The sequence below is a fragment of the Veillonella sp. AF36-20BH genome (assembly GCF_003602765.1).
Taxonomy (GTDB): Bacteria; Bacillota; Negativicutes; order Veillonellales; family Veillonellaceae; genus Veillonella; species Veillonella hominis.
The window spans coordinates 20,069-32,349 of the sequence record NZ_QTLR01000007.1 but is presented as its reverse complement, the minus strand read 5'-3'; the positions used below and the strand labels follow the sequence as shown (position 1 = coordinate 32,349).

Sequence of the window (12,281 nt, the reverse complement as noted above, 5' to 3'; positions counted from 1 at the left end):
GACTTTTGTAGGTATGTAAGGTGCTTTTATTTATTTCTGATTTCTTTATTGATTTTGTTTTGTTACATCAGGCACTTTCCCAGGATTCATATCCAGGTTTAGATCTGTGGATTTGAATGGGTGTGGGTTTGCCTCTGGTGGTTGTACTTTGAGCTCTGGATGCAACCATTGCAGTTGCTTTAGTTCCCAGTCGTACTTGGCACCGTCATTTTGTAGTTGACGAATATCTTTTAGGATTTCGTTTAGTTGATCACTATGCTTATTAGCCATCCCTTCAAGAATGTAAAGACGACCTGCTACACTGTCGATGGTAGAGCCATCGTGGTCTTCATCGACACGCCATTGTAATTCAGAGATTTGTATTTGCTGGAATATGATAACGATAACCAGCACAATGATAACGCCCCACATGGGAGATTCTTTAGCTTTCAAAAGGGCTCGCAATTTAGATGCGAGCCCAGATGGTTTGTTCATTATTGACGATCCTCGAGTTGTAATCCAGGTAATGGTAATTTGGAGTTTACGAAGTCTAACCACAAGCGAGAAGCGTGGGAGAGGTAATGACCCTTTTTCCAAATTACATAAAGGGTATGAATAATTTCAGGTACGAGAGGTCTTACGACAACCTTAGAACCAACCTCTGTATTTTCACCTACCTCAGGGCAGAGGCGAGATGGTAATAATGCGATAGCAAGGTTTGCACTAACCGTTTGTAACATGAGATCACGTTGGCTCGTTTCAAACACGATGTGCGGTTGGAAGCCGGTGTGTTTACAAGCTTTGATGATTTCATCATGTAAGTTGAAATCGTCTTTATGCAATACAAAGGATTCATCAGCTAGCATTTCTAGGCGAATTTCTTTTTCTTTTGCCAAAGGGCTAGATTTTGGAATGATAACGGACAGTGGGTCACTCGTAAGGTAGAAAGATTCAAATTCTTTAGGGTTTGGTTTAGTACAGATGATGCCAATATCAATTAAACCTTCCTGAACGCTGATCTCAACCTTTTTAGAACCTTGTTCGTAGAGTTCCAATTCGATTTGTGGATATACTTTTTTAAATTCACCTAATAACTGGGCAAAAATGGGAGCATCCGTAATTGGTGGAATACCAATTCTGATAGAACCTTGCTCCAAACGAAATTCGTTTTCAAAATCAGTTTTTAGATGTTCAAACATAAACACAACGCGTTTAGCGTGGGTTAAGAAGATGGTACCCCCATCAGTAAGTTCTACAGATTTAGCATTACGCATGAAGAGAACAACACCAAGTTCGTCTTCTAAAGCTTTAATTGTACGGCTGATTGCAGATTGGGAGATGTGTAAATTCCTTGCAGCCTTACTAAAGCTTTTTTGATCAGCTACTTCAACGAAGTATTTCAAATGATGAAAATCCATAATTAACCCCCTAAAAATAAAACTTGGTTATAGGACGTGACCTAACTAAATGAGAATAGTTATTACTGTAATGCAATTAGCTATTACTTTATGTAAAGCATGGATAGCAATATTGGCAAAGCGACAGTCACTGTATGTGTTGCGTTGATAGGGCCCAGCACGTTATAATTAGCATATAGGGCTATATCAAGTTATGATATTAGGAATTATGGTTGTGCCCATCACAAAAAAGTATGCTCACACATAATGCCATATTATATATAACATATATATTATTGCATTATTTTTTCATGTGCGCAAGTTTGTAATGGTTGTTATTCCTAAACATAATGATAGATTAAGCAAGTGTTCTATTTTTGCTAAATGCTTAAGGAGGCAATAATCACATGAGTCGTAAATTTAAAACTATGGACGGCAACCAAGCGGCTGCTCACGTTTCTTATGGTTTTACAGAAGTTGCTGCGATTTATCCAATCACTCCATCTTCTCCAATGCCAGAACACATTGATGAATGGGCTGCATCTGGTCGAAAAAACATCTTCGGCAACACTGTTCAAGTTGTAGAAATGCAATCTGAAGCAGGTGCTGCTGCTGCAACCCACGGTTCTTTACAAGCTGGTGCATTAACAACAACTTTCACATCTTCCCAAGGTTTGTTATTGATGCTTCCTAACTTATATAAAGTAGCAGGTGAATTACTTCCAGGTGTATTCCAAGTAGCTGCTCGTGCATTGGCTGCACATGCTTTGGCTATCTTTGGTGACCACCAAGACGTAATGGCTGCTCGTGCAGCTGGCTGTGCTATGTTAGCTGAATCCTCTGTACAAGAAGTAATGGACTTGTCCGCTGTAGCTCACTTGACAGCTATTAAAACTCGCGTACCTTTCATCAACTTCTTTGACGGTTTCCGTACATCCCACGAAATTCAAAAAATTCAAATCTGGGACTATGAAGATTTAAAACCATTGGTTGATATGGACGCTGTTAAAGCTTTCCGTAAAAATGCTTTAAATCCAGATGCTCCTGTAACTCGTGGTACTGCAGAAAACCCTGACGTTTACTTCCAACATCGTGAAGCATCCAATAAATTCTACTTGAACGTTCCTGACGTTGTAGAACACTACATGAACGAAGTTAACAAATTGGCAGGTACTAACTACCAATTGTTCAACTACCATGGTGCTCCTGATGCTACTGACGTTGTTGTAACTATGGGTTCTTCCGCTCAAGTTGTAGAATCCACTGTGGATTACCTCAACAAATTGGGCCGCAAAGTTGGTTTTATCAACGTTCATTTGTTCCGCCCATTCGCAACAGATCGTTTGTTGAAAGTTCTTCCTCAAACTGTAGAACGCATTGCAGTTCTTGACCGTACTAAAGAACCAGGTGCTTTGGCTGAACCATTGTTCTTAGACGTACAAGCAGCTGTAGTTGACGGTGGCCGTAATGTAAAAGTTATCGCTGGTCGTTATGGTTTGAGCTCCAAAGACGTTATCCCTGCAGACATCGTTGCTGTATTCGATAACTTAGCTGCTGAAAATGGCAAGAAATTCTTCACATTGGGTATCAATGATGATGTTACATTCTTGTCCTTAGATCGTGCTGAAGGCGTAGAAGTTGAAACTCCTGGTTTGACTGAATGTAAATTCTGGGGCTTCGGTTCTGACGGTACTGTAGGTGCGAATAAATCCGCTATCAAAATCATCGGTGACCACACTGATATGTATGCTCAAGCATACTTTGACTACGACTCCAAAAAATCTGGTGGCGTAACAATGTCTCACCTTCGTTTTGGTAAAAACCCAATCAACTTACCTTACTTGATTACTGAACCTCAATTCGTAGCATGTCACCGTCAATCTTATGTACATGAATACGACTTGATTCGCGGCATCAAAAAAGGCGGTACATTCTTGTTGAACTGTACTTGGTCTCCTGAAGAATTGGATGAACATTTACCTGCTAAATTACGTCGTCAAATCGCAGAAAAAGAATTGAACTTCTACATCATCAATGCTGCGAAAATCGCTTCCGAAATCGGTTTGGGCGGTCGTATCAACATGGTAACGCAAGCTGCATTCTTCAAATTGACTGAAATCATCCCTGTAGATGATGCTGTTAAATACCTTAAAGAATCCGTAGTAACTTCTTACGGTAAAAAAGGTCAAAATATCGTTGACATGAACAATGCTGCTATCGATCAAGGTGTTAACGCTTTGGTAAAAGTAGATGTTCCTGCTAGCTGGAAAGACGCAGTAGATGATGGCAATCATGCAGTTAAACCTGGTTGCGAATCTTGCCCATCCTTCGTTCAAAATATTGCACAACCAATCAATGCACAAGCTGGTTATGATCTTCCTGTATCCAAATTCTCTGGCTATGAAGATGGTACATTACCTGCTGGTACTGCTAAATTCGAAAAACGCGGTCCTGCATTGTTCGTTCCAAAATGGTTGCCTGAAAACTGTATTCAATGTAACCAATGTTCCTTCGTATGTCCACATGCTACAATTCGTCCAATTTTGGCAACTGAAGCAGAAGTGGCTGCAGCTCCAGAACATTTCGATACAATCCCTGCATTGGGTGCTAAAGATCTTCAATTCCGTATCGCTGTATCCCCATTAGATTGCTTGGGTTGCGGTAACTGTGTTGATATCTGTCCAGCTCCTAAAGGCAAAGCTATCGTGATGACATCCATCGATACTGAAATCGAACAAGCTGAAGCTTGGAACTATGGTGTTAACCTTCCTGTAAAAGAAAATCCTATGAAGAAGGAAACTGTTAAAGGTTCCCAATTTGAACAACCATTGTTCGAATTCTCCGGTGCTTGCGCAGGTTGTGGTGAAACTCCTTATGCTAAATTGTTAACTCAATTGTTCGGTGACCGTATGATGATTGCCAATGCAACTGGTTGTTCCTCCATCTGGGGTGCTTCCATGCCTGCATCTCCATACACAACTAACCAACAAGGTCATGGTCCTTCTTGGGCAAACTCCTTGTTCGAAGATAATGCTGAGTATGGTTATGGTATGTACATCGGTGTTAAGAAAATCCGCCAACAATTAGTAGAATTGGCTGCTAAAGCAGTTGAAACTGCTACTGGCGAATTGAAAGACGCTTTAGAACAATGGATTGAATTTGCTAACCTTGGTGCAGCTACTCGTCAACGTTCCGAACGTTTAGTAGCAGCTATCGAAGCTGAAGGCGCTACAACTCCTGAATTGAAAGAAATTCTTGAGAAAAAACAATTCTTGATCAAACGTTCTCACTGGATCTTCGGTGGTGACGGCTGGGCATACGACATCGGCTTCGGCGGTGTTGACCATGTATTAGCTTCTGGCGAAGACGTAAACATCTTCGTATTCGATACTGAAGTATACTCCAACACTGGTGGTCAAGCATCTAAATCCACTAACGTAGCAGCAGTTGCTCAATTCGCAGCTTCTGGTAAACGTACTAAGAAGAAAGACCTTGGCATGATGGCTATGTCTTATGGTTATGTATACGTAGCACAAGTAGCTATGGGTGCAGACAAAAACCAATTGATGAAAGCTGTTACAGAAGCTGAAGCATATCCAGGTCCATCCTTGATCATCGCTTACAGCCCATGTATCAACCATGGTATCAAAGCTGGTATGGGTAAAGCTCAAGAAGAACAACGTAAAGCAGTTGCAGCTGGTTACTGGGATCTTTACAGATACAACCCTCAACTTAAAGAAGAAGGTAAAAATCCATTCTCCTTGGATTCCAAAGAACCAACTGAAAGCTTCCAAGACTTCCTTAAAGGTGAAGTACGTTACGCTTCCTTGGCTAAAGCAGCTCCAGACGTTGCAGAAGAATTATTCGCTAAAACTGAAAAAGACGCTAAAGAACGTCGCTTAAGCTATGTTCGCTTGCAAAAAGGTTTTGAAGACGTAAAATAATTCGTTATTTAACGACTGAGAACTATATGAGGCACCCTTGAAAGGGTGCCTCTTTTGTATGTAATACTATATAGCTAAATGTGTTAATATCATATTATTTAGGTAATAACTGCTTTAAACGTAGGTAATATACTAGTAATTTGGTATAATGATAAATAACAATGTATATTTCATAAAGTTAAACATAGAGGTACATATGGCTAAGGATAATTCACAAATAGCAATGGAAGACATGCAACAAACGATATATAAAGAGTTAGGCTATAAATCCTATCCATTTCCTTTTACAACGCCGGCCTATTTAGAAGCATATGGTGCTCTTGTAGGGCTAAATACTCCACCTGCGAAGACAGCTCGTGTTCTTGAACTAGGCGCTACTTATGGCGGTAATATTATTTCTCAAGCTGTATTTAACCCAGAGGCGACCTTTGTAGGCATTGAACTTTCACAAGACCAAGTAGAGAAGGGCAATCAAATTATTTGTGATGCAAAATTAGAGAATGTATCCTTGGTGCAAGGAGATATTTTGAATTTTGACGAATCTATGGGGACTTTCGATTATATTATTGCACATGGATTCTACTCTTGGATCAATGATGAAATGAAGGATAAGCTGCTCAATATTATTTCTAATCATTTGGCGGATAATGGTATTGCCTATGTGTCTTACAATACGTATCCAGGTTGGCATACCATGGAAGAAGTACGTCAGCTCATGCTGTTTGCTAATCGTGGCCAAGATAAGTTGACCCATAAGGAAAAGGTGTTGCGCGGTAAGACCGTAGGCAGTCTTGTGGGTGCTCAGATTCTTAACTATGATAACCTTAAAGAACGAAATAGTAAATTCCTTGGTGCATTGCGCTCTGTAATGCAAAAGGATGACTATTATGTAGGTCATGACCATCTAGAGCCGCATAATGATCCGTGCTATTTCTATCAATTTAATGATCATTTGAAAGCGCATAATCTTGCTTATGTATGCGATGCAGACCTTACACTATCTATGGTTCGTACCTATGATGAAAGTATAGCAGCTAAACTTGAGCAACTGGCGCCTAATAGCCAAGCGGATCAAGAACAATATTTAGATTTTATACTAGATACGACATTCCGCAAGTCAATTATTTGTAAAGCTAGCTTTGCAAATAATATTAACTTTGCTGTTGCGAATCCGGCTGAAGTGAATACAATTCCTGTTCGCACTATTGTAAATAGCTTTGTTTTCCAAATTCTCTTTGATGAGGAAGCACTGGAAATGTTTGAAAATGTACTCGTAAGAGATACCTTCCAAGCGCTTATTAAAGATGGTGGTACGTTTAATATGATCGAGGCTCTAGCTATTTTGAAAGCAGCCCATGAGGCAGCTCATGCATCTGATGATGAATTAGAACCTGCTGTATGTAGCTTGTATCGTGCTGTAGTAGAGCATATGGTACGTGGTGGCATTCGCTTCTATAAAACATTTCCTGTAAAAGAAGAGTATATGGAGGGCTTATCTTATATACCTACCCGTTTTACAAACTTTGTAAAGGCTATTGTGAATGGTGGTAGTGAATATATACATGGAGCAGATATGTTCAATGATGCTATTGGTGATATTTCTGAAGAGGATTTATTATTTATGGAGTTATTGAACAAACCAAAAGCGAAATCCACGGTAATTAAAAAGATTAAAGAGGCTCTCTTTAGTGCAGATCCCTCTCAACCTACAAAGCATCAAAATGCCATGGTTGAAGCTTTTTATAATGAATTAACAACGCGCATGGAACATTTGGGCTTTGTTAGAAGTAAGAAAACAGGTAGTATTTCCTAAGTGATAGCTCCCTTTATTTGATTCTGTTGCTATGAGTCTGTATTATATTCTGCTGATTTTATAGCTAAAATAGAAACCCGTTACACTTATAACATATATATGTATTAAGTGTTAACGGGTTTTGTTTTATATAATTAAATTTACTTTTATTTTATATTTATTACTTTTAGTTATTTTATATTGCTGAAAAAGTATAGTAAATCGATAATTTTAATGAGGAAAAAATGAACCGTTCATGAAAGTATGGTATAATGTGTTTGGGTATTTTGTAAATATCATCCGATGTGTTGTGGATGATTCTATAAATTGTATTAGTTGATAAAGTTGTATTAATTGTATTATTTGTAAAAGGAGTCTTTTATGGCATCTAAAAAGGCAGTTCTAGTATACATACTGGAAATCCTGAAAGACGAAACAGATGCTAATCATACGTTATCTCAAGAGGAGATTCGCAGTATATTAGCTGAACGGTACGAGGTATCCGTCGATCGGAAAACCTTAGGCCGTCATTTAAATGATTTATATGAATCTGGAGATTTTGGTATTCAATGTGAAGAGTCTGCTGTGGGAGCAGATGGCACCATTAGACGTACTGATTTCTATATGATTCATACCTTTGAAGATTCTGAATTGCGGTTATTGATTGATGGTATATTGGCATCTCGCCATATTACTGCATCTCAACGTAAAGATTTAATCGGGCGTGTTGCAAAATTGGGTAGCTCCTATTTTAAGCCTCATGGTATTGATATTGAAAGTAATACAGAGTACCTTCATAGAAGCCAAGATTTATTTCTTAATATTGATCTCATAGAAGAAGCAATACAAAAGGGTAGAAAAATTTCGTTGGCTTATTGCCAACCGGATGTGGATAAGCGATTACACATTAATCTTGGTCCAGACCATAAGGAACGGAAGTATGTATTTAACCCATTCCAACTAGTAATGAATCGGGGACATTATTACTTGGTGGGGAATCACGAAAATTATGATGACATGTCTACATTACGTGTCGATCGAATTGCACATATTACGGTGCTAAATGAACGTAGAAAACCTTTACGGGAGATAAAGGGATACCAACAACAACGTACCTTTAACGTGTCACAATACGTAAAGGAACATATTTATATGTTCGGCGGTGAATCTATTACTGTTACGTTTAAAGCTAAACGGTCCATCGTAAATCAAATTTTAGATTGGTTTGATGGCAATGTAGAGTTTACGAATATAACAGCCGATAATGTTGTATGTCGTGTACGTGTTAATCATGACGCCTTTAAATATTGGGCGCTCCAATATATGCAAAGTGTAAAAGTGCTTACTCCAGCCTCTTTAGTGACAGAGGTAAAAGCCGCAATTGAGGAAGGTTTACACCAATACTCATAAATAAAAAGCTAGTTGATCGATGAATCAACTAGCTTTTTTATATTTCCTTATAGAACGTGCATTTTTTCTGCTTCTCTATAGTCTTTTAGAACCGGACGTGGAGGCAATTTACCCATGAGGCTTACAATATAGATTGCGATAGAAGAGAAAATGAAGCCTGGCACAATTTCGTATAGGCCAAAGAATCCAAATTGTTTCCAAATGAGTACTGTTAAACCACCTACAACAATACCAGCGATACAGCCGTGACGCGTCATGCGTTTCCAGAACAAAGAGAACAAGATAGCTGGACCGAAGGCTGCGCCGAAGCCTGCCCAAGCATAGGCTACCATCGTCAAGATATAGCTGTCTGGGTCCATTGCCATATAGATGGCAACCAATGCCACTAGAAGTACTACGATACGGCTTACTAATACAAGCTCTTTATCGCTTGCTTTTGGATGGATGATATTAGCATAGAAGTCATTAGAAATAGCAGAGGCTGTTACTAATAATTGAGCAGATGCGGTACTCATAATAGCGGCCAATACAGCGGACCAGATAAGGCCTGCTACAAATGGAGTAAAGAGCCGTTCAGTCATGATGAGGAATACTGTTTCCGCATCTGTGCCAACCAATTTGTCTGGTAACATATATACATGACCAATGAGACCTACAGCGATAGCTGCCATAAGGGATAAGATAACCCAAACCATGGCGATGTTCGTAGATTTCTTAAGCTCTTTCGCATCAGAGATAGCCATAAAGCGCACTAGGATGTGAGGTTGACCGAAGTAGCCAAGACCCCAACCGAGAGAAGAAATTAGGCCGATAGCCCAAGTAAACCAATCAGACGGATTACCAAACAAGCTAAGTCCTTGTGGGAACTCATGTTGGATGAGCTGGAATGTTTCTATAGGGCCACCCATGTACATGGCTGCTGTAATTGGTACTGCCAAGATGGCAAAGAACATTAATGCGCCTTGAATACAGTCTGTCCAAGATACGGCGAGGAATCCGCCAAGGAAGGTATAGAATACGACGATACCAGCTGTGATAAAGAGGGATACGGTGTAATCAAGGCCAAAGATAGTATTGAATAATTTGCCCCCTGCCACGAAGCCTGATGATGTATAAATCAAGAAGAAAATTAAGATAAATAAGGCGGAAATAACAGCTACCGAATGGGATTGATCGTGAAAACGATTCTTTAAATAATCCGGTAAGGTTAAACTGTCACTGGCTACCTCAGTATGGTTACGCAAGCGTCTAGAAACGAATTTCCAGTTGGCCCATGTACCTAATGTGAGGCCTACGGCAATCCACACACCAGAAATCCCCGTTGTATACGCTAGGCCTGGTACCCCCATGAGCATCCAACCACTCATATCTGATGCTTCCGCACTAAGTGCTGTAATCCATGGTCCTAATTGTCGGCCACCGAGGATGTAATCACCAATGCTGTTCGATTTACGATAATAGTAGACCCCGATATACATCATGAGCCCTAGATATAAGGCAAAGGCGATAATAATCATTAAGTTGTCTTGTGTCATGCCTATATAAGACCTCCTTAGGTTCTAGTTATATTCTATAGTATAGTAAATAATTTTTATTGTACCACATATTAGTACTTTAGAGGGTAAAAAATTGGTGGTATCAATAAGATTCTTATACTAATTTAGGCTATATACTTTAGAGATACGCATTAGCTGATTACTTATGAAATCATATATTAATAAGCCCCATACCGAATGAAATATGATAAAATAAAAGAATGAAAAAACGATATTTCGTATTGAGTGTACGAAATATTTGTCAGTAGTAATCGAAATTAATACTTATATTTCTGGAACGTGAAAGGAGGACCTTATGGAACAACAGGTAGGCGGAAAACAAGATGTATCTAGACAACATCAAGTTGTGACGAAACAACAAGCGTTGCGTATGTTAGAGACCTACTTTGGGTATACCTCCTTTAGACCGGCTCAAGAGGCTCCTATTGCATCCTTGTTGCGGAATGAAGATGTAATTGGAATCATGCCGACAGGGGCAGGGAAGTCTATCTGTTTCCAGATTCCTGCGCTTTGTAAGCCGGGCTTGACTATTGTGTTTTCTCCGCTTATTTCTCTTATGAAAGACCAAGTGGATGGTCTTTTAGTACAGAATATACCAGCGTCACTTATCAATAGTACGCTTACCCAAGCAGAGTTTAATAAAACCATGTACGAAGTACGCAGTGGCAAAATTAAACTCTTATATATTGCGCCAGAGCGGTTGAGCTCTAATTTTTTCTGTAATGTACTGCGAGCGTTACCGATTGCTCAAGTTATCGTGGATGAGGCTCACTGTATCTCTGAGTGGGGCCATGATTTTAGACCGTCTTATCGACTTATCGGAGAGTGGCTCAATTCATTACCAAAGAGACCTATCGTGGGGGCTTTTACGGCGACGGCGACGAAATATGTAGAAAATGATATAAAAAAATTATTAGGTCTAGATACGGCTAATGTATACGTGACGGGTTTTGATCGGCCTAATTTATCGTTCTCTGTTATCCGCACACCGAAGCGGATGGATTACGTTGTCCATTATGTGCGAGAGCACGCCAATGAAAATGGTATTATCTATTGTGCAACGCGCAAGGATGTAGATCGGGTTTATGAAAATTTAACCCGTGCGGGCATCAAAGCTGGCCATTACCACGGAGGACTCAACGACGAGGTGCGCCATGAAATGCAGAATGCCTATGCAGACGATAAATTACAGGTTATGGTGGCGACGAATGCCTTTGGTATGGGCATTGATAAAAGCAATGTACGCTATGTGCTACATTATCAAATGCCGCGTAATATGGAGTCCTATTATCAGGAGGCAGGACGAGCTGGCCGTGATGGGGCACCTGCTGAATGTATCTTGCTTTATAGTGGGCAGGATGTACAGGTTCATAAGTATTTAATTGAACAATCTATCGAAACGCCGGAACGACAAGATGTGGAGTTACGCAAATTGCAGTCCATGATTGATTACTGTTTCTGTAGTAATTGCTTGCGTAAATATATGCTTAATTACTTTGGTGAAAGCACCGTTTGGACTACTTGTGATAATTGTAGCTCTTGTAAGGGTTCTGCTGATAAGGTCAATGTTACGAAGGAAGCAAAAGCTATTTTTCGTGCCATCATGGGCACCGATGAGCGATATGGGGCATCAATGATAACCTCTATCGTCCGCGGGGAGCGAACGGATCGTATTATGCGTGCTGGACATGATGCATTGCCTGTCTTTGGCTTACTGAGCAATGTAGATGAAAAATCTATTAAAGGACTTATCCAACAGTTTGTAGCATCTGGCTACTTGCGCAGTTCGACTGGAAAATACCCTATATTATCCTTAACGGCTGGTGCAGAGGAAGTATTAGCAGGTCGTAAAGAGGTAGAGGAAATTAGACAACATGTGTCTGTGCCTTCTCGCACTAGTAAGTCTGCTGCCTCAGTGGTGCGAGGAAAGTCCAGCTCTACATCGGGCGGCTTATTTGAACATTTACGTCAACATCGCAAATACTTGGCAGAAAAAGCGGGTCTTAGACCGTATCTTATCTTTCCTGACACAGTACTCATAGATTTGGCAAATTTACGACCTACAACATTAGGTGAGTTTGGCAATGTTAAAGGCGTAGGGGAAGCAAAATTAAAAAAATATGGACTTACCTTTTTACAGGCCATTGCAGAATATAAGGGATAATAAATTTTACTGTATATATGGTAGTACTGTATATTTTTT

Annotated in this window: 7 protein-coding genes; 4 read left to right on the top strand and 3 right to left on the bottom strand. The window is 39.8% G+C overall.

Annotation, left to right across the window (positions count from 1 at the left end; translation table 11 throughout):
- Window positions 1–45: 45 nt before the first annotated feature.
- On the bottom strand, window positions 46–474 hold the full coding sequence (locus tag DW000_RS08055) for a hypothetical protein (protein WP_120055967.1): 429 nt from the start codon (window positions 472–474) through the stop codon (window positions 46–48).
- Window positions 474–1,397 carry a LysR family transcriptional regulator gene (locus DW000_RS08050; RefSeq protein ID WP_008602616.1) on the bottom strand — a complete coding sequence of 308 codons (924 nt, stop codon included), beginning with the start codon at window positions 1,395–1,397 and terminating at the stop codon, window positions 474–476. The genes DW000_RS08055 and DW000_RS08050 overlap by 1 nt, the downstream gene beginning before the upstream one ends.
- A gap of 386 nt (window positions 1,398–1,783) precedes the next feature.
- Here DW000_RS08050 and nifJ point away from each other — a divergent pair, with 386 nt between their 5' ends.
- The 3 genes from nifJ to DW000_RS08035 all read left to right on the top strand — a co-directional run bounded on the left by nifJ (window position 1,784) and on the right by DW000_RS08035 (window position 8,522).
- Window positions 1,784–5,320: a pyruvate:ferredoxin (flavodoxin) oxidoreductase gene (gene nifJ / locus DW000_RS08045; RefSeq protein WP_120055965.1), complete on the top strand. Its 3,537-nt coding sequence runs from the start codon at window positions 1,784–1,786 to the stop codon at window positions 5,318–5,320.
- Window positions 5,321–5,516: 196 nt separating this feature from the next.
- Window positions 5,517–7,133: a class I SAM-dependent methyltransferase gene (locus DW000_RS08040; protein ID WP_120055963.1), complete on the top strand. Its 1,617-nt coding sequence runs from the start codon at window positions 5,517–5,519 to the stop codon at window positions 7,131–7,133.
- 360 nt (window positions 7,134–7,493) lie between these two features.
- Window positions 7,494–8,522 (top strand): WYL domain-containing protein, encoded by a 1,029-nt coding sequence (locus DW000_RS08035; RefSeq protein ID WP_077707594.1) that lies wholly within the window; start codon window positions 7,494–7,496, stop codon window positions 8,520–8,522.
- Window positions 8,523–8,569: 47 nt separating this feature from the next.
- Here the strand turns inward: DW000_RS08035 and putP are convergent, their stop codons facing one another.
- On the bottom strand, window positions 8,570–10,057 hold the full coding sequence (gene putP, locus DW000_RS08030) for a sodium/proline symporter PutP (RefSeq protein WP_101928430.1): 1,488 nt from the start codon (window positions 10,055–10,057) through the stop codon (window positions 8,570–8,572).
- Window positions 10,058–10,373: 316 nt separating this feature from the next.
- On the opposite strand from putP, the gene recQ reads away from it, so the two are divergent.
- Complete coding sequence (recQ, locus tag DW000_RS08025) at window positions 10,374–12,242, top strand: DNA helicase RecQ (protein ID WP_120055961.1); 1,869 nt, start codon at window positions 10,374–10,376, stop codon at window positions 12,240–12,242.
- Window positions 12,243–12,281: the final 39 nt, after the last annotated feature.

What these genes read in the sequence shown, in the direction of transcription:
- recQ (WP_120055961.1), top strand. Translation starts at nt 10,374, where the DNA reads ATGGAACAACAGGTAGGCGGAAAACAAGATGTATCTAGACAACATCAA.
- DW000_RS08050 (WP_008602616.1), bottom strand. Translation starts at nt 1,397, where the DNA reads ATGGATTTTCATCATTTGAAATACTTCGTTGAAGTAGCTGATCAAAAA.
- DW000_RS08035 (WP_077707594.1), top strand. Translation starts at nt 7,494, where the DNA reads ATGGCATCTAAAAAGGCAGTTCTAGTATACATACTGGAAATCCTGAAA.
- DW000_RS08055 (WP_120055967.1), bottom strand. Translation starts at nt 474, where the DNA reads ATGAACAAACCATCTGGGCTCGCATCTAAATTGCGAGCCCTTTTGAAA.
- nifJ (WP_120055965.1), top strand. Translation starts at nt 1,784, where the DNA reads ATGAGTCGTAAATTTAAAACTATGGACGGCAACCAAGCGGCTGCTCAC.
- DW000_RS08040 (WP_120055963.1), top strand. Translation starts at nt 5,517, where the DNA reads ATGGCTAAGGATAATTCACAAATAGCAATGGAAGACATGCAACAAACG.
- putP (WP_101928430.1), bottom strand. Translation starts at nt 10,057, where the DNA reads ATGACACAAGACAACTTAATGATTATTATCGCCTTTGCCTTATATCTA.